16 protein-coding genes are annotated in these 18172 nt (G+C 45.4%); 2 read left to right on the top strand and 14 right to left on the bottom strand.

Features of this window, described 5'->3' with window-relative positions:
- Positions 1 to 31: 31 nt before the first annotated feature.
- The 7 genes from glmU to ACFVS2_RS00155 form a co-directional block, all read right to left on the bottom strand.
- A complete protein-coding gene (glmU, locus tag ACFVS2_RS00185) occupies positions 32 to 1408 on the bottom strand; it encodes a bifunctional UDP-N-acetylglucosamine diphosphorylase/glucosamine-1-phosphate N-acetyltransferase GlmU (protein ID WP_390229595.1) in 1377 nt (458 codons plus the stop codon).
- A gap of 22 nt (positions 1409 to 1430) precedes the next feature.
- Positions 1431 to 1589 carry a YwzD family small protein gene (locus tag ACFVS2_RS00180; RefSeq protein WP_157966782.1) on the bottom strand — a complete coding sequence of 53 codons (159 nt, stop codon included), beginning with the start codon at positions 1587 to 1589 and terminating at the stop codon, positions 1431 to 1433.
- Positions 1590 to 1702: 113 nt separating this feature from the next.
- Positions 1703 to 3535: a glutamine--fructose-6-phosphate transaminase (isomerizing) gene (gene glmS / locus ACFVS2_RS00175; protein ID WP_390229591.1), complete on the bottom strand. Its 1833-nt coding sequence runs from the start codon at positions 3533 to 3535 to the stop codon at positions 1703 to 1705.
- A 42-nt stretch (positions 3536 to 3577) separates the two neighbouring features.
- Positions 3578 to 4939, bottom strand: coding sequence for a nucleotide sugar dehydrogenase (locus ACFVS2_RS00170; RefSeq protein ID WP_390229588.1), 1362 nt, complete (start codon positions 4937 to 4939; stop codon positions 3578 to 3580).
- 26 nt (positions 4940 to 4965) lie between these two features.
- A complete protein-coding gene (locus ACFVS2_RS00165) occupies positions 4966 to 5769 on the bottom strand; it encodes a response regulator transcription factor (protein ID WP_390229585.1) in 804 nt (267 codons plus the stop codon).
- A 27-nt stretch (positions 5770 to 5796) separates the two neighbouring features.
- Complete coding sequence (locus tag ACFVS2_RS00160; protein ID WP_390229582.1) at positions 5797 to 7200, bottom strand: glycosyltransferase family 2 protein; 1404 nt, start codon at positions 7198 to 7200, stop codon at positions 5797 to 5799.
- A 22-nt stretch (positions 7201 to 7222) separates the two neighbouring features.
- Positions 7223 to 8077: a hypothetical protein gene (locus ACFVS2_RS00155; RefSeq protein ID WP_390229579.1), complete on the bottom strand. Its 855-nt coding sequence runs from the start codon at positions 8075 to 8077 to the stop codon at positions 7223 to 7225.
- Between the two features lie 571 nt (positions 8078 to 8648).
- On the opposite strand from ACFVS2_RS00155, the gene ACFVS2_RS00150 reads away from it, so the two are divergent.
- Both ACFVS2_RS00150 and ACFVS2_RS00145 read left to right on the top strand, forming a co-directional pair.
- A complete protein-coding gene (locus ACFVS2_RS00150) occupies positions 8649 to 8978 on the top strand; it encodes a helix-turn-helix domain-containing protein (RefSeq protein ID WP_173620885.1) in 330 nt (109 codons plus the stop codon).
- A 195-nt stretch (positions 8979 to 9173) separates the two neighbouring features.
- On the top strand, positions 9174 to 9335 hold the full coding sequence (locus tag ACFVS2_RS00145; protein WP_390229577.1) for an anti-repressor SinI family protein: 162 nt from the start codon (positions 9174 to 9176) through the stop codon (positions 9333 to 9335).
- Between the two features lie 99 nt (positions 9336 to 9434).
- On the opposite strand, the gene ACFVS2_RS00140 is transcribed toward ACFVS2_RS00145, so the two are convergent.
- From ACFVS2_RS00140 to ACFVS2_RS00110, 7 genes are all read right to left on the bottom strand, one after another.
- Positions 9435 to 9947: a YpuI family protein gene (locus ACFVS2_RS00140; protein WP_173620887.1), complete on the bottom strand. Its 513-nt coding sequence runs from the start codon at positions 9945 to 9947 to the stop codon at positions 9435 to 9437.
- 186 nt (positions 9948 to 10133) lie between these two features.
- Positions 10134 to 11312, bottom strand: coding sequence for an ABC transporter permease (locus tag ACFVS2_RS00135; protein WP_390229574.1), 1179 nt, complete (start codon positions 11310 to 11312; stop codon positions 10134 to 10136).
- Positions 11302 to 12492 (bottom strand): HlyD family secretion protein, encoded by a 1191-nt coding sequence (locus ACFVS2_RS00130; protein WP_390229571.1) that lies wholly within the window; start codon positions 12490 to 12492, stop codon positions 11302 to 11304. Before ACFVS2_RS00130 ends, ACFVS2_RS00135 begins: the two co-directional genes overlap by 11 nt.
- Before the next feature lie 35 nt (positions 12493 to 12527).
- Complete coding sequence (locus ACFVS2_RS00125) at positions 12528 to 13106, bottom strand: TetR/AcrR family transcriptional regulator (RefSeq protein WP_173620890.1); 579 nt, start codon at positions 13104 to 13106, stop codon at positions 12528 to 12530.
- A gap of 129 nt (positions 13107 to 13235) precedes the next feature.
- Positions 13236 to 16442, bottom strand: coding sequence for an AfsR/SARP family transcriptional regulator (locus tag ACFVS2_RS00120; protein ID WP_390229567.1), 3207 nt, complete (start codon positions 16440 to 16442; stop codon positions 13236 to 13238).
- A gap of 122 nt (positions 16443 to 16564) precedes the next feature.
- Positions 16565 to 17179: a sporulation protein gene (locus ACFVS2_RS00115; RefSeq protein WP_390232339.1), complete on the bottom strand. Its 615-nt coding sequence runs from the start codon at positions 17177 to 17179 to the stop codon at positions 16565 to 16567.
- A gap of 66 nt (positions 17180 to 17245) precedes the next feature.
- A complete protein-coding gene (locus ACFVS2_RS00110) occupies positions 17246 to 18079 on the bottom strand; it encodes a copper amine oxidase N-terminal domain-containing protein (RefSeq protein WP_390229564.1) in 834 nt (277 codons plus the stop codon).
- Positions 18080 to 18172 lie beyond the last annotated feature (93 nt).

Here is an 18172-nt window from a genome sequence, read left to right as displayed (position 1 = left end):
TAAAAATAAGACATCCTCCTACTGACTACGATTATGTGCGGGTTGCCATCAACCGTTTGGCATACTGCTCTTTGATGCTTTGGCGTTCTCTGGCGATGGCCAAAGCGTCGTTCGGAACATCATCTGTGATCGTAGAGCCTGCCGCTACATAAGCGCCCTCCCCGATGGTAACTGGAGCTATCAAATTGGCATTGCAACCAATAAAGGCGTGATCGCCAACGATCGTTTTATGCTTGCGGACGCCATCGTAGTTGACAGTGATTGTACCGCACCCTACGTTTACATGTTCACCAATATCAGAATCACCAATATACGAGAGGTGAGCAACCTTTGCACCTTTCCCGAGACGTGAATTTTTCAGTTCGACAAAATCTCCGACCTTTGCCGCCTCACCTACATCTGAACCTGGACGAATATAGGCATAAGGGCCAACCAATGCCCCGTCACGAATTATGCTGTTACATGCATTTGCATAACGAATTTCTACGTTACACCCTACTTCGCAATCACTTACGTCTGCATTCGGTCCGATGACACAATTGGATCCTATTGTTGTTTTCCCACGGAGGTACGTTCCCGGATGAATAACCGTATCAGGTCCGATACACACATCGGCATCAATATAAGTGGAGGTTGGATCAATGAGCGTGACCCCGTTTTGCATATGCTCCTCATTGATTCGCATACGGAGCAATCTCTCGGCGCAAGCCAGCTGGATTCTGTCATTCACGCCGCCCCCCTCTTCCGCATCATCGGTCATGAAAGCCCCAATGCGCTCGTCTTGCTCGTTTAAAATAGTCAAAACGTCAGGCAAGTAATACTCTTTCTGGGCATTATCATTTTTCACTCGGGATATGGCTTGAAACAGCTTTTGGTTGTCGAAACAATACATTCCTGTATTGATTTCACATACGAGCCGTTCTTCGGCTGTTGCATCCTTATGCTCCACGATCCGTTTTACAAGATCGTTTGCGTCGCGGATCAATCGCCCGTACCCTGTAGGATCGTCTACTCGTGCCGTTAAGACAGTTGCAGCTGCACGTTGCGTTTCATGCTGCGCAAGCAATTGCTCCAGCGTTTTCTCCCTCACCAATGGTGTATCCCCGCTCAACACGATCGTTGTCCCCTGTTTGTCTTGCAGGAGGTCAGCCGCCATCATCACTGCATGGGCAGTTCCTAATTGCTCGGACTGGTAAGCATAGCGGACAGAAGCACCGAACTGCTTTTTCACTTGCTCGGCCCCATGCCCTACAATCAAAATAATCTCATGGATGCCAAGGCCATGTAATCGGTCGACAATATGCTGGATCATTGGTTTTCCACAAACCTCATGGAGCACTTTGCACCGCGTAGACCTCATCCGTGTCCCTTTTCCCGCTGCCAATACAATTGCATAACGACTACTCATATGATCCTCCCAACAGATCGACTTATTTGGCTTCTTTGAAGTACGGCCTTACTCTGTTGACAATATCCTCAACAATATCTCTGGTTCCCATTGTCGTTGTCTGTTGACCTTTCTCGTAAACCTGAAGCATGATTTCTATCAACGTTTTTTGATCAAGAGTTTGGTCAGTGGAATCCATCATGGACAATTCAGCCCCTTACGGAATTAATGTAAATCCGACAAGTCAAAATGGGGAAAGAATCCCGTTCTCTCCAATAAACTGGCTGTTCCGGGATTCTTTCAAATCATATTTTTTTATTCAACGGTTACACTTTTGGCAAGATTCCGTGGCTTGTCTACATCATTGCCCAATGCCAGAGAAGTGTAATAAGAGATCAACTGCAGCGGAATAACGGACAGGATGGGGGTAAACACAGGCAATGTCGCAGGCACAAAGCACACTTCATCTACATTTCTGTGCAATTCAACATTCCCTTCCAATGTGATCGCTAACACATTCCCACCTCGTGCCTTCACTTCTGTAATATTGCTAACCATTTTTTCTTCCAGCTCTTTTTGTGTCACCAAGGCAATGACAGGTGTCCCCTCTTCGATCAAAGCCAGCGTTCCATGCTTCAATTCCCCTGCAGCGTATGCCTCTGAGTGCAGGTAGGAAATTTCCTTCAGCTTCAAGGACCCTTCCAGCGCCACAGCATAATCAATACCTCGACCGATAAAGAACAGGCTGGCATGATTTTTGATGGACTCGGCATAGACGCGAATATCATCCGCATGTTGGAGTGCCTTTTCAGCCTGCTCAGGCAGTTGTCGCAGATTGGCAATCATGAATTCCCGTTCTGTTGTCGTAAGCGTCTCCCTCACCTGAGCCAGATACAATCCGAGCAGATAAAAAACGATGACCTGAGAGGTGTACGCCTTCGTTGAAGCGACAGCAATTTCCGGTCCGGCAAAGGTAGCAAGCACATAATCGGCTTCACGGGCAATCGAGCTACCTTGAACATTGGTGATGGCCAAGACCTTGGCTCCCAGGCGTTGACTCTCCCGCAACGCTGCCAGCGTATCAGCTGTCTCACCCGACTGACTCACGACAATGACCAGCGTTTTTTCAGATATAATAGGGCGTCGATATCTGAATTCTGAAGCGACATCGACCTCTACGGGTATCCTCGCCAATTCTTCGATCACATTCTTGCCGATCAGCCCTGCATGAAATGCGGTTCCGCACGCTATGATGAATATTTTCTCAAACCGCTTGATTTGTTCAGGCTGTAATTGAAAATCCTTCAATACAATTTGCTTTCCTTCCTCGTCAATCCGGTTGAGCAGTGTGTTACGGAATGCATTTGGCTGCTCGTAAATTTCTTTTAGCATGAAGTGCTCAAAGCCGTCCTTCTCCGTCTGTTCCACATTCCAATCTACACGGAACATCTCTCGCTGAAACGGTTCGCTAGTTTCCACTTTCATGAGAGAAACGCTGTCTTGCTTGAGAACCGCCATTTCCCCGTCTTCCAGGATGACAATGTCGCGTGTGTGCTCAAGAACCGCAGAGATGTCGGAACCAATGAAGTTTTCGCCTTTGCCTACCCCGATAATTAATGGACTTGCCAATCGGACTGCCACCATTTTATCTGGTTCGTACTCGCAAACAACACCGAGAGCATACGCTCCGCGCATACGCAGCACTGCATTTCGAACTGCGGTAACGAGATCGCCTTCGTATAGGACAGCAATGAGATGAGCAATGACTTCTGTATCGGTCTCGGATGTAAACGTGACCCCATGGTCCAAAAGCTCCTGTTTGATTTCCAGATAGTTTTCGATAATACCATTATGGACAACAGAAAACTTTCCTGATTCATCCGTATGCGGATGTGAGTTCTCATCTGACGGACGGCCGTGAGTGGCCCAACGCGTATGTCCGATTCCCAAACAACCTTGAATAGGAGATTGGTTGAGCCGTTCTTCCAAAACGGCCAGCCTTCCTTTCGATTTGCAAATCTCCATTTTTTCACCGTTAAATATTGCGACACCAGCCGAGTCGTAGCCGCGATACTCCAACTTCTGCAAACCATTTGTCAGGATTTGTTGCGCTTGTCCCTCACCAATATATCCCACGATACCGCACATACGATTGCCTCCCTATTCCGTAATCATCAGCAAGTTTTCTAGTTAAGCCAGGAGTACAACTCGTTCTTCCTCGATGTGCATCCTTGCCGGATTTCCAAGCTTGTATATGTGTTGACCCGTTATGCTGTCAAAAGCATTTCGTGTATCAATGATGGCTACACCCAGATCAGCAAACTTCTGGTAGTCAAAGCTCTTATGATTCGTAACGAGTACCATGCAATCGTAATTTTTCATTTGTTCCAAGTCATGCGGAATGGAACGAATGGTGTTCCCGCGTTTGTCGACAAAGCTTTGTGCATAAGGATCGTAGTAATCGACACGTGCTCCGTTTTCCTGGAACAGCTCGTAAATATGCAAGCCTGGGGATTCACGCAGATCATCAATGTCAGGCTTATAGGCCATCCCCAAAATGAGAATCCGCGAGTTTTTGATTGATTTGGCATAAAGATTCAGTACCTGTGCGGTTTTATTGATCACATAGTCTGGCATATTGTCGTTAATCGATTGTGCCAGTTCGATAAATTTGCTATGAAAACGGAAGCCCTTTGCCTTCCAGGAGAGGTACATCGGATCAAGCGGAATGCAATGTCCCCCAATTCCAGGACCTGGATAAAACGGCATATAGCCAAACGGTTTCGTTGACGCAGCTTTGATAACCTCCCACACATCGATGCCCATTTTGTCGCACATCATAGCCATTTCATTGATAAAAGCAATGTTTACACTCCGGAATGTATTTTCCAATAATTTAGACATTTCAGCGACTTTCGGGGAAGAAACCGTTACTACATTGGTAACCAAATTGCTATACAGCAGGGCCCCCAACTCCAAGCACTTTGGCGTGGTTCCCCCAATTACTTTTGGCGTATTATGTGTGTTAAAGGAATAGTTGCCTGGATCTACACGCTCAGGAGAGAAGCAAAGGAAGAAATCCTGTCCGACGGTCAGACCCAGCTTTTCGAACTCCCATTGGATCAATTCTTCTGTCGTTCCAGGGTAAGTTGTGCTTTCAAGCGTAATCAGAAGGTTTTTCTTTTTGTATTTGATAATTTCACGGACAACTCCCTTAATAAAGGAGGTATCCGGGTCTTGATTTTCACTGAGCGGCGTTGGAACACATATGCTGACGGCATCCAGCTCCTTGAGCACCCTATAATCAGTTGTCGGGAAGAATCGCTGAGCAGAAAGGCTTGATTGGATCACATCGCAAGGAACATCCTGGATATATGACCTGCCTGCGAGCAAGCTTTCTACCTTTCGCTGATCCAAATCGATCCCATAAACAGAGAAACCGCTTTTGGCCATTTCCATTGCGAGGGGCAGACCAACGTACCCAAGTCCAATTACCCCAACTTTTACGGTTTTTGATTCCATTTTTTGCTTCAATTTTGTGAAGTAGCTCATTTTTCTTCCTCCCTTTTCTCTGTTTTTTAAGACAATAGACTTCTCACTCGTGCTTCTAAGTCTACGGGTGAAAATGGCTTCGCTATATAATCTGAGACTCCCAGCTCGAATGATCTTTTCTTGTCGTCTTCCAACCGCTTGTGGGTTAATACTACGATTTTGGTGCCACGCTCAACTGTATTGATCTTGCTGATGAGCTGGTAACCGTCTTCAATGGCCAAATTGACATCGGTGATAACAGCGTCTGGTAAAAATCGCTTGTATTTTTCCCACGCTTCTCTCCCGTTGTCGGCCAAATAAACGCAGTAACCTTTTCTTTGTAAATAGATGCGTAAAAACTCATTCACAGTTTCATCTTGCGAAACAAGCAAAAGACTTCTCTTTGCTTCCGATGATCTTTTACCGCTGTATATGTGAATATCACCAGCGATTCCCTTTTCAGCAGTAATCTCCTGTACCATACCACTTAGGACTTGTGCTGCTGATTCCCCCTGTTCGGGGAAGCTGGCGATGAATACTGGCCCTGCCAACATATGTTGGGTCTGTAGCTGTTCCTTGATGAAGAGAGAATGGAAATGAGTATTGCCTAGCATTTGGTCGCCAAGGAGAATACCTAGAATGCTGCTCTGTTTGTCGTAAAAACAATGGATATCCGTAAACCCCTCTGCTTTTGCCAAAGACATTTTCAAATCTTGGATCTTTTCTTCACTGCTTCCATTCGTGACAGCCAGAATAATCCCGCATGGCAACTGACTCGATTCATAGAAGGTAAGCACATGCTCAAAGGCTTGAAATAAAGGAAACGAATACGCTTTTGCAATCTGACTCATGGTATCTCCCTCCTGTGCCCTGTTTCTCTATGTTTTCCAGCTTGTTCTCGTCATGGTTCCCCATGTGTTATTGTTGCGCATAAACTCGATATGACCCAAAAATCTCCAAATGACTCCCAACTGCTGATATCCAAGAAACATGAAGAAGAGGAATGCCAACATCTTGAGATTGTCGCGAACTCTTGTATAACGCTTGAAGGCCAACTCTTCCATAAACAGAGAGCCGATCCCGAGCAGCACGCCAAACAAGAGATTCAACAGCGCATAGATAACCAGTATTCTCCATTGAGTCATGTCCATCAATGTATATCCCAGCAGAGCCAAAAAGCCGGTAAACCTGAAATAAGGATTCAGCGTTTCGAAAATGATGTTATAGGGAAATGTAATCAGCCCCATAACTTTGTACTTAGGACGGCCTACTATATAAATGCCGTACTCCAGCATGTTTTTTAGGTTTCCGCGTCCCCATCTTCTTCGCTGGCTGCCAAGTATTTTCAGCGTATCAGGAGCCTGAGTCCAGCAAACGGCATCGGGGCAAAAAGCCACTCGATACGGAAGTTTATTTTCAAGCATATATTTATGAAGCTTGATGATGATGTTCATGTCCTCGCCAGGATATCCCCCTCGATAACCACCAGCTTTGACAACAAAATCTTTTCGAAATACCCCAAAGGCACCCGACACAATGATTAGTCCGTTGATTGAACTCCACCCAACCCTCCCCCCTAGGAATGCCTTTAAGTATTCGACACATTGGAACATTGGCAAAATTTTGGTAGGAAGATTGACTTTCTTTATCATTCCGTCCTCGATTTCACAGCCGTTTGCGATTCGGACGATACCGCCGATCGCGACCGTTTCTTCAGGGTTTTCCATGTACACCTTGGCGATGCGGATCAACGCGTCCTTTTCCAATAACGAATCAGCATCGATGGAAGCAATCAATGGATAATGGGAAAGATTAATCCCGGCGTTTAGCGAGTCGGCTTTTCCTCCGTTTTCCTTATCAATGAGATATAAATTGGGATATTGCGTATTGTAATAAACGCCTCGTACGTTGGAGGTTTCCAATACTTTGGAGCCCCCTGCATACTCTGTGCGGGTTAACTGGAACTCATCCAACAAAACTTGCAACGTTTCATCTCTCGAACCGTCATTAATAACAACCACTTCATACTTGGGATAGTCTAGCGCGAGAAGAGAACGAACGTTTTCAATGATCGTCAATTCCTCATTGTAAGCAGGAACGAGGATGGATATTTGTGGTACGTACTCTGATCCAGAGAGTGACTGAAAGCGAGAATACATGGAGCTTTTGATGATGGAAAAAATATTTTTGATGGACAGGCTTAGAATCGTTAAATAGAGCGTCTCAATCACGATTACGTAATAAACAGCAAAGATCCCGTATGCTTGCAAAAAGTCCCTCATGTCAATCTCCTTTCAGGTATAGTTACACGGCATAAACATAACGATTTTTCTTGTCCGCCTGCTCATCCTCATTGATTTGCTTTCTGCAACTGGCATACATCTCAATAATTTCAGTATTCTGACAGACTTCCGTATCGTTCGTCTTCATCAAGGACTCGAACAATGCCGTTGCCAAAACAGCATCATATTCGAACAGCAACCTCACTGACTGGATGCGGACTTCGTTGTCCTCCGAATCGATCTGCTGATATACCAAATCGGCAATCTCCGCGGTTAAAGGAGCAGACCATCCAATTAAAGCGATTTTATTCAAATCCTTGTCCGTACTTCGCAAACATTCAAGCAATAATGGTGTACAATCCAGCTCTGTCTCTTTCATGATGTCAACTGTAAGGAAATGATTGCTTTTTCGATGCTTTATAAGGAGCATCAGCATGTTCCTTATATCGTCCAGATTTCTTGCACACTTGGTGATAGATCTCGCGATGATAAAATGAGTGGGATCGAGTTTTTTTGTCTGCAGCAATTGCAGAAGTCTTGGTACGGCTTCCTCGGATCGCATTGTTCCTACATGATAGGCCGCATCGATCCTTATCCAATGGAAGCGACTATACAGCCTTTGGAGGTTTCGCTTGACGAGCCCTGTATCCTCACAGAGTGTGATCATTTTCTTTCGGTGGCTTCCTGTAAGAGATTCGATCCATTCAGTGAGTTTTTGTTGCAGAACTCTCATTTCCAAGCGATTTAATTGCCAGTAAGGCGGTTTCAACCTCTCAGGCGAGTCCATATGAGACTGGATATACGTGAAGTAGTCTTGAAACTGTCTCAGGTAAACGCGCGTTCTCCTTTCTATCAACAAGTTCCTTGATTTAATCACCAAGATACCCATAAAAAATAGTATAATTATTACAATTAACAGGCAGATTACCGTGACTGCTTCTGACAAAATGGCATGCAGAATGGATCTCTCCTCTCCAGTTTTTTTGTAAGTTTTTTGTACATTCCTATCCATTTCAAGTCGACAGCGTTAAGCGCCATTCAAGCTCGAAGTTTTCTTTATAGAGAACATTTCGTTCGTTTTGTTCTTTATAAAGAACGATTTGAAATTAGTATCCTGTACGGGCTATGGAATGTAAAATATCAATTTTCTCCAAAAATAGACCAAAAACAGCGAAAATCGACTGTTTTGTAGAATATCGTCTGAATATCTCGTTTTTACTCAACCTTAATAACGAACACTACGTTTCTTATAAAGAACGGTCGCAATTATAGATACTTAGCCATAATGACGCTTCATTTTATCTAGTAGAAAGGTAATTTTTTAGCAATGTCAGTAGGGACAAACCGAATAAATGAGCCAAACGATACAGGACTAGTCCCGCAAAAAGTTGTGTTTCAGCTATATTGACGTTATAATAAACGAAGAGATTTAAAGGGGTGGCTATTACATGATCGGCTCGCGTATACAGCAGCTTAGAATAGACAAAGGCCTTTCTCTTTCTGATTTAGCTGATCGCGCTGGTGTCGCCAAGTCTTATCTGAGCTCAATCGAGCGCGGCATTCAGCGAAATCCTTCTATTCAATTTCTTGAGAAAATCGCACTAGTATTAAATGTGACAGTAGACACATTGCTTCAGGAAAAAGTTGTTCCTTCAAGCGAGAATGTTGATGAAGAATGGTACAAGCTGATCGAAGAGGCTATGAAATCCGGGGTAAGTAAAGAACAGTTTCGGGAGTTTTTGGAGTACAATAAATGGCGGTTAAATCGACATAAATAACATTGTTGCCAGCACTGATATAGTGGTGGCTTATTATTTTTTGCATTAATTTAAAACAAAAGTCACAAATACTAGATTTACATATGAAACTGAATTAAGTATCATTTCTGATATAAGCTTTTTACCTATCTTTTTCCAACCATTTTTTGGATATTTTATTTATTTTTACAAAAGGAGGGTAAAAGGGGAACTAACATGAAAAGCACTCCGTCTCCTAAAGATCTCCTGGATAAGGAATGGATCGATTTAATCCTTACAGCACGAAAAATGGGATTAAGCATTGAGGAAATTCGTTTTTTTCTCTTGAACTCTCCTCTCTCTTTTGATGAGGAGAAAAGTGATTACTTCGAAGCATAATGAAAATAGCCATTATCCATTACGCTACACTTTTATAAATAATAGGACTTCCATCAGGGTTCATCCCCGATCGAGAAACCATAGAAAAACACAGGCTTATTAGGCCTGTGCTTTTTCTATTTGCATATTTTTTTTCGCGATATAGTCTGTCTCGTAATATTGAAGATCATTACGCATCGGTTCGAATACTCTCGATAAGGACAAGGTCAACTGCTGCAACTCAGGGACCGCCTGCTTGCGAAAAATGATACAGTCCTGACCCGTATAGGCCAACCGCCCATCTTCTTCGTAAACCTCACCTTTGGGATAGTAGAAGTTATTTATACAGGTATGGTATACCTGATACAATACTTCCTCGGCAAACTCCTCATGAAATCGTGCGCGTCGGAGCGATACTCCCAGCCTTTCGTATGCATTTTCGCAGTAAACCAAAAGGTGGCGCAAGTCGGAAAGATAGTTACGGTAATACGTTTCAAATTCTTCAGGATCACCTGACGCGGATACAAGACCAGCTAGGGTAACCTGATTCAAAAAACGTTCCACTTCCATGCTGACCTTTTTCAACTTGGTGTACGTCTCCTCGCACAATTGCTTTAGATGAGTCGCTGACATAAAGTCCCCCTAATGTTGAAGAATCTGCCTTTTTTATAATAAGTATAAAGGAAAGATTATTTATTACACAAGGGTTATTTTTATGCAAGAAGACTACTTCAGAAGATGATATGGAGCATCATAAACGCACAAAATAAGGCTACGCCAAAGCTTTAGCGTAGCCAATTTCTACTATGCAATTGCAATTTATACCGCTGATTGCTCACTAACTTTTCCCTTAATTTTCCTTATCTGCAACAAATAAATGAGATAGGCTGCGAACAACCCGATGATTGTCATGAAGCCGAGAACGACAAAGTCGTTCATGACAGCTGACAGACCATGTCCCTTCGTCAAGATTTCTCTGACACCATTCAGGAAATACGTCAGCGGCAAAGATTTTGCAATCGCGACAATTCCGGTCGGCATCGACATGAGTGGCCAAGTATAGCCAGATAACATGAACGAAGGTACTGCAATCATCATCCCGATCTGAGTAGCCTGGAGTTGGCTGCTGGACACAAAGGAGATGGCATAACCGATAGCCAACACCGCCAAGTTAAACATGGTAGCCAGTAGCATCAGATCGAACGTACTTCCGTAATAAGGGATATCAAAACCTTTTAACATCAGTGTAAACGCTAGGAACATATTGAGGGTTCCTGCCAGAAAGTACGGCAACAATTTGCTTGCGGTGATCGCGAAGAAGCTATGGCGAGAGAGTGTATCCCTCCAGGTACCCTCTTCTTTTTGTTGGGCAACCGACAATACGATTCCGAGGAACAGCACTTGCTGTAGCACTGTACCTGCGAGTCCGAATACCATGAAGGACAGATAGCTGAAGGTCGGGTTATACAGCACTCTGTATCGATAGTCGATACCCGTAAACATGTTTTTCCCTTTTTCTCCCCATCCCCCAATTGCTTCCATCTTCTTCAGCGTGGTTCCTGCCGATACAGACTTAATGGCTGTATTCGCTGCTCGAACTGCCGTATTCGAGATCATGATGTTACTGCCGTCGATAACAGTTAGTACCTCTGCCTCTCTCCCAGCCTTCACATCCTTTTCTAATCCAGCTGGAATGATCAGGGCGATATTTGCTTCGCCCTTGTCAACCAATTTCATTGCTTCTTCTTCTGTTCCTACAATGGACGTGATCCGAAATGTATGATCGACCTCAAAGGCGCGATAGAGCTCACGACTCAATTCGGTTTGATCGGCATCCACCATCACCGTAGGGATCTCCATCACTTTTTTCTCACTGTACAGAAATCCGAACATCGTCAAATAAATCAGCGGAACGAGGAAGAGAATATTCCGAATGGTTTTGTTTGCAAAAAGATTTTTCCATTCGCTCCAGAACAGGTGAGAGAAACTATTCACCATTACCAGCTCCTTCAAGTTGCCACTCAACCGTCAAGCCTGGACGCAATTCCGGATCGGACACCAGCAGCTTCACCTGGAAGGAACGAATGTCTCGATCACCGAGTTCTTGTGTCGCTTTTTTAACGGCAAAGTCAGCAGCAGGAGCTACAGTAACCACTTTGGCGTCTACTTCTCTGTTCAGGGCTGGGACGAACAATTTCACTTGATCGCCTGTTTTCACATTCGCGAGCATGTATTCATTCACATAAAATTTGACATAGTTGTCTGATTTCGTTTGGATCGTCAAAACGGTGAAGCCTTGCGAAACCAGCTCTCCCTTTTGAACAGCAACTGATTTTACAATACCGTCTACTGGAGCTGACAGCTTGGTGTTGTTCACATAGGCTTCCATTTCTGCCAACGCACCTTTTGCCTGCATCACGTTCGCTTCTGCGGATTTAACATCCAGCTCCTTCAAACCTACTTGACCTCTCCCAGCTACAGCTTGGTTGTATGCAGCTTTTGCTTGATCCAGCTGTGCTTGTGCGGCATCGACCTGCTCTTTGCGCGATCCAGTTTGAGCCATTTTCAACTGCTCTTCTGCTGCTTTAAACTCCGCTTGCGCCTTATCTGCTTGCATCTGCGCCTCTTCCACTTTCACTTGAGGAACGGCACCTTCCGCCATTAATTTTTTCATTCGTACCAAATTCGTCGCAGCAATTTGATTCGAAGTTTGTGCTGCTTGCAATTTCGCTTTGAGCTGCGTAATTTCTTCTGAACGCGCTCCATTTTTGTTCGCGTCAAGCTGCGCTTGCGCCGAGTTGACTGCTGCTTTTGCTTGGTCGACTTGGGCACTGCTGGAGTTATCCGTCACGGATACTCCTTTTTTCGCCTGATCAAGTTTGACGAGTGAGAGCTTGTAAGCAGCTTCCGCCTGCTCTTTCTTCGCGAGAATCTCCGCGCTGTTTAGCGTGGCAACTACTTGCCCTGCCTTTACTTCGTCTCCTTCTTTTAGAGAGAGCTGTTCGATGGAACCGCCCATTTTAAAAGAGAGGTCTACCTCTGTTCCTTCGATTACACCTGCTAATTTCGTTGTATTCTGACCGGCCATACTACTCACGTTTGAACCAAACAATACGGTTCCAAGTACTGCAATGCCGACTACAAAGCTACCTACACCGATCCATGCACGTTTGTTCATCTGTCTTCTCCTCTTGTTTTACGTTTCTCTAGACGTTATTTGGTTTGAAACATTCCTGAAAGCATATAACGAAGTGTCTGTTTATCTGCGGCACTGTTCACTGGCTCTTTGCGAAATTGCTTGCGAAGTACGGTAAACCCAACCATGCCAAACAACGCGGAAGCGAGTGTACGAATCTCGATATCTGCCCGGATATACCCTTGCTGTTGCAACTCCAGCATGTGTGACTCCATCGTACTGAAATAGCCACCTAACAGATTGCCAACCATCCTATCGCGCTGTCCATCTCCTGAGAAGGCACTCAGCAACAGGAAACACAAATCTTGATTCTCGGAAAAGAAGCGAAGATGCTCATCCAGCACATTCAGAATGCGATCCTCCAAGGAAAGCTCTTCATTTTGCATGACATTATCTACATGGTAAATCAGCATCTTCACGCCTTTTTCTATCACGTACAAAAACAGCTCTTCCTTTGTGGAAAAGTGATAATAGAGTGTTCCTTTTGCCACCTGCGCCATTTCTGCGATTGCATCCATGGTCGTTTCGCTATATCCCAATTGGGCAAATGCAGTTAAAGCTCCGTTCGCAATTTGATCTTTTTTTGATGGTGCCATCACTCCTGTCCCCTTTCGATTTTTTGAACTGACTGGTCAGTACAAAGATTATATTACGAATACTTCCTAGTTTTGTCAAGCAGCCATTACTTCTATGTACAAAAAAAAGATCGCTTTGTAGGCGATCTTTTACTTCTCTATAATTTGAAAGTAAGTCTCCGTGGTTGCCGGCATTGGCGCGACACCGAGGTTCTCCCTTAGTTTTGCTACACATTTTTCGTACCAGCGTATGGCCTGTGTCCGATTATTTTGCTGATAATACGCAGTCATAAGTAAGCGGTACGATTCCTCCCAGCAATCATCCACTCGTAGAATCGCTTCACACCAGCGGATCGTTTTTTCCAATTGCCCATCCTCTAGCATGATTTTGGCTACCCTCTCTGCTCCGCGTAAAAAAAGCGCCTGCACCCTCTCACGCTCTTCTACACACCAATCCTCATAACGGCATTCCGGCATGTAGTCCCCCAAGTAATACGCAAGCCCTTTTTCCAAAAGGATGGCGCCCTGACGCCCGTCTGATTCTGCCAAGCCCAGGGTAACGAGCTTCTCGAACTCTTCAACGTCCATATGGTAGCCCGATGCCAGATTGAAACCGTAGGAGCTGCCATGGCGTTGAATGAAGAATGTATCTGTTCTGGCGGCACGATCTGGCTCGAGGGCTTTGTTCAACGCATTCAGCGACACTTTAAAATCGCGGATTGCCGCTTCCTCGATACTGTCTGGCCATAGTCGGTTCATGATTTCTTCACGGGCTAACAAATGATGTCTCTTCGTCAATAAAAGCTGAAACAACAGCTTGGCCGTCCCTCGCTGCCATGCCTTTTCGCTCAGTTCCCGCTCTCCCAGCCACACACGGAACGCGCCCAGCGTCTGAATACGAAGTGTATAGCCGGGGTGGAATGTCACGTTTTGCAAGCCCAAATCATTTAACAGCTGAGATACGTAATCGGGCGATACCTTTCGGCGCTCTGCCTCAATCAAAATTGGCATAAGCTGCTGTACATCATGCGGTGTAAGCATAGTAGGTCTCTGCAGGAGGAATTGATATTCACCAGACTTCATCAAGGACAGAGCTTGCGTCACCGCAGGTACGAACAAATCCCATTGTTTTTTGCGATAAGCCAAGAAGCTCAACCACAATTGGCAAATGACGACACTGTAGCTATCCCCACAGTGACTAAGCCGGTCGGCACAATCGATAAAGGTAGCCCACGCTTCCTCTTCTTTACCGTATTTGGCGTATGCAATTCCAATCGCCATCCTTACCAGACTGCCTAACCAGTCGTCGCGCATTGCCTCTGTCTCTTGTATCCCCCTGTTGCCATACAGAAGGGCTTGGTCGAGTGCCTTTTCTCTTGCGTGAAGCAAGGTTAGTCCCAAAAGCGTTTCTGACTTTCCGCGTGTCGACTGAAGCTCCTCCATGATTTGCAAACCCTTTTCATAAAGCTGGCGAATCTCATCCGTAGGCAATGTTTGACTGATGAGGGCCGCATGGGCTTTTCGAACATAGCCATTCGCCTCTACGAAAGGTGAATGCGCTGCACGTCCAAGTTGTATGGCAGTTTCTGCAGATTCCCACCCCCGCTCCCATTCGCCATTCAATGCGTACACAAAAGATAGCAGCAAAGAGGTTTCCCGATACGATCTGGTCAACGGAGGATGCTTCCTCTGTTCTACCTGCCACTTACTCTCCAAGAGCTGAATGGAGGACTGCAATCGGCCGGTACGGAACAACAGGCGCGATTCCAGCTCAACCTCCGTCTGCTGCTCTAATTCCTGACTCCGTTCATACCAAGCTGCTGCCTGTTTGGCATCTCCGCGATTCGTATAAATTTCTGCCAGCAAGCGGTATAGCCTCGGTGCCATTTCATTCTCTTGTTCAAATGGGGGCAACAGTTGAATCGCCCTCTTGAGCAGTTCTTCTGCCCGGACGCCTTGTACGCTGTCGAGATGAACGCGTGCTTGCCCTTCCAGCCCTCGGCACAATCCGATTTGATCTTGCTTTTGTTCACATTGTTTCAAAAATTGCTCATAGGAAGAAAAGGCTTTCGCATATAGACAGCGATAGCGTTCTACTTCGCCCTGATAAAACAACAGCCAATGCTGTTCGCACTTGATGTGCTCAGGTAACAGTGTTATCCACTCATATAAAAAGTCCAGCTTCCCTTCTTGCAGCAATCTTTCCGATGCTTGGCATAACCATTCTCCCAGCTCCTCCCACTGCTCCACGAGACGCAACCGCCCAAAAGCTTTTGCCTCGTCCCCTTTACGTCTGTACCATCCTGCGGCCTTGTGATTGACATGCACGTACGTCGTTTGATTCGCAGCCAGCTTGCTAGAGAGGAGACGCTGGAAAAGTGGATGAAAGGAATAATGAGATCCTGTTTGGACATGCAGAAAAAGATTACAACGCTGTACTTCCAATAGGTGCTCGATGCATCCTTCCCCGAGTATTTGCTTGCAGTCCTCCATGTCGAATTGTTCGAGAACCGCTGCCTCCATCAAGAAGCGCTGCATATCTGCATCCAGCTGTGTCCAGACTTCCACTTCCAGCAAATGCAGCAATCGCGATAACTCACGCAGACTGTCAGAAACCGTCTGCCCCCTCGTTACCATTTCACCAAAAGTGCGAAGCGCCATCACCCAGCCTTGTGCCACCTCTTCCACGCGGCCCCAATCGTCTTCGGACAACGTGATGTCGTATTGATCGGAATAAAAGACTTCACTCTCCTCCAGCGTAAAAGAAAGGTCATTTGTTGTAAGTTCCAGACACTCTCCTCTTGCGGACAACAAGTCGAGATTGGACCATTTCGGTCGAGAGCGCGTTAAGATGACCAGCTTGACCTTTTGTGGGAGAGCCTCGGCCAACCGTTGAACAAATCGATCGACGTCACTACCATTAACTATCCGTTGGTAATGGTCCAAAACAAGTATGTGGTCCGCCTGGAGCTGTACACATTCTCCGACGAACCAGTCGACCAGTACCTTACTGTCTATGGAGTGCACCGGACTTTGCTCTGTGATACGTATGAGCTGCTCTCGCAATACCTGTCCAAAATCAGGATGAACCTGCCGAACACTTTCGACGAGACAGATGACAAACACAAGAAGAGCATCGTCTCCATCCTGAATGGTATACCAGGACGCAGCCAGTGCTTCATCATGTAGAAATGTAGCCAGAGAAGTTGTTTTGCCATAGCCTGTCCCTGCATGAATGAGACAAAGCTGCGTATATTTCAACAGGCGTAATTTTTTCGCCAATGTAGGTCGCCGTAAGACGTATGGCTTCTGTCCTGGAGGAGTTATTTTGGATATAGGGATGTGGATTGGAATCATGATATGTGCACTCCTTGCCGTTCTCCTGCTCTTCTTTGACTATTTCCCCATTTCTAACTATTCTCCTGCCATTTGGCCCTTAACCGACAAAAAGCCCACCCGGGAGTCCAGGTGGTGCTCATTCAATCCACTAAGTTATATCCAGTAACAGTATGTCCAATATCATTTAACAGGACTTGGAATTCTTCGTCTCTGATGTGCTCTCCGTTCGTAATTCGTGAATGCAAATTTGCGATTCGGTCATAAACTGCGCGATTGGTAGACACGTACAAGATGTTGAAGCGAGTTTCTGCCTGCAAGCGTGATCTCATCCGATCCACAACACGTTTATGCAGCGAATCTGGATGTCCATTATCGACTCGCACAATTTTCCCAGGCGTATACGGGATCGACGTCCGCGGATTGACTTCGTCAGGCTTCGGTGTATCGACTGGCAGCACACCAACAATCAAGTTATCCTTGTACGCTAACACCTTGATATCGGTTACACCGGGCAGCTTTTCCGCATGCCCTTCCAAGTGAGTCACTAGCTGCGGCTCTCTCTGATGAACCATCTTTTGGCTAATCATGGCTGCCGGTCCTTTGTCTCTAGCGACGTTATCGTTCTGGATGTTAATCCCGAGAGATTCAAATTTGGCCTTATTTCCGTTCTGATCCTCGGTGCCCTGTTCTTTGTTAGGCGAACACCCTGTCACCAAGCCAGCAAACAGGAGCACAGCAATGATACCCCCACTCATTCGTCTCACAACAAAAACACCTCCTTGCACTTAGTGTGATGTGCAGGAGGCGTTCTTACTCAGACTTTAAACCCCTAAATCATTGGAAATAAATTCGCCTTCGTATACGTCTTGTTTACCAGCTTTTTCTGCTTTTAGCGTAAAAGTACGGATACCGTCATTCGTGTGCATTTCAAAATTAAAAGTTCCATCTGAATTTACGTCAACTTCATACGTCTGATCTTCCATAACAACTACGAGCGATGCTTGAGGGTCAACCTTTCCTGTTACACCGTACAGACCAATTGTTAAGACATTGACAGTTTTTCCTTCAATGCTTTCTTTATCAATCAAAGCTACCTGATCAGGCTTTTTCTCATCCGTTGCAGGCTTCGTCGGATCCTTTGGCTTTTCCTGTTGGCCGACTTGATTAGGGTTCACATTATCCGCAATCAATACGGTTTGTGTCTTCGGATCCCAATCCACCTTGTAGCTCAGAGCTTCCGCGATGAAACGAACAGGTACTATAGTACGCTTGTTCACAATCTGTGCCGGTACGTCGAGGTTGATGGTTTGTCCATTTTTGTTGGCAATTTTTTGAGTAACAACCAATCTGATGTTATCTTTCCCTTTGTTGATGGTAACAGTCCGGGTTTGTTCATTCCATTTCACTTCAAATCCAAGACTCTCTGCAATCGGACGAATCGGAACCAGTGTACGTCCCTGGCTGATAATAGGTGCTTGGTCAGGAAACGCAATTTGTTTTTTATTGTACTCCACTTTAACAGCATTCTGTACGGCTTTAGGCGCTACAGGTGCTGCCGCTGCAGAAAATGCTGCCATCGGTACCAAGGCGATCGCTAGCAGTAATGAGGTTACTTTTTTTAGCAAAACATTCACTCCATTTCCAAAAAGGTTCACACGATTCTTAATCTACTATAGGATGAAGGCTGTTTCAAGATTTTCCTGTAGTCTCCCTTTCAAAAGATCATTCTTTCCTAGTAACTCTCCTCT

Origin of the sequence: Brevibacillus sp. NPDC058079, assembly GCF_042885155.1 — a bacterium.
Classification (GTDB): Bacteria; Bacillota; Bacilli; order Brevibacillales; family Brevibacillaceae; genus Brevibacillus.
This window is presented reverse-complemented; position numbering and strand designations above follow the sequence as displayed.

Bases quoted from the DNA above. Each gene is read 5' to 3' on its own strand.
- glmU (WP_390229595.1), bottom strand. From the start codon at position 1,408: ATGAGTAGTCGTTATGCAATTGTATTGGCAGCGGGAAAAGGGACACGG.
- ACFVS2_RS00180 (WP_157966782.1), bottom strand. From the start codon at position 1,589: ATGATGGATTCCACTGACCAAACTCTTGATCAAAAAACGTTGATAGAA.
- glmS (WP_390229591.1), bottom strand. From the start codon at position 3,535: ATGTGCGGTATCGTGGGATATATTGGTGAGGGACAAGCGCAACAAATC.
- ACFVS2_RS00170 (WP_390229588.1), bottom strand. From the start codon at position 4,939: ATGAGCTACTTCACAAAATTGAAGCAAAAAATGGAATCAAAAACCGTA.
- ACFVS2_RS00165 (WP_390229585.1), bottom strand. From the start codon at position 5,769: ATGAGTCAGATTGCAAAAGCGTATTCGTTTCCTTTATTTCAAGCCTTT.
- ACFVS2_RS00160 (WP_390229582.1), bottom strand. From the start codon at position 7,200: ATGAGGGACTTTTTGCAAGCATACGGGATCTTTGCTGTTTATTACGTA.
- ACFVS2_RS00150 (WP_173620885.1), top strand. From the start codon at position 8,649: ATGATCGGCTCGCGTATACAGCAGCTTAGAATAGACAAAGGCCTTTCT.
- ACFVS2_RS00145 (WP_390229577.1), top strand. From the start codon at position 9,174: ATGAAAAGCACTCCGTCTCCTAAAGATCTCCTGGATAAGGAATGGATC.
- ACFVS2_RS00140 (WP_173620887.1), bottom strand. From the start codon at position 9,947: ATGTCAGCGACTCATCTAAAGCAATTGTGCGAGGAGACGTACACCAAG.
- ACFVS2_RS00135 (WP_390229574.1), bottom strand. From the start codon at position 11,312: ATGGTGAATAGTTTCTCTCACCTGTTCTGGAGCGAATGGAAAAATCTT.
- ACFVS2_RS00130 (WP_390229571.1), bottom strand. From the start codon at position 12,492: ATGAACAAACGTGCATGGATCGGTGTAGGTAGCTTTGTAGTCGGCATT.
- ACFVS2_RS00125 (WP_173620890.1), bottom strand. From the start codon at position 13,106: ATGGCACCATCAAAAAAAGATCAAATTGCGAACGGAGCTTTAACTGCA.
- ACFVS2_RS00120 (WP_390229567.1), bottom strand. From the start codon at position 16,442: ATGATTCCAATCCACATCCCTATATCCAAAATAACTCCTCCAGGACAG.
- ACFVS2_RS00115 (WP_390232339.1), bottom strand. From the start codon at position 17,179: ATGAGTGGGGGTATCATTGCTGTGCTCCTGTTTGCTGGCTTGGTGACA.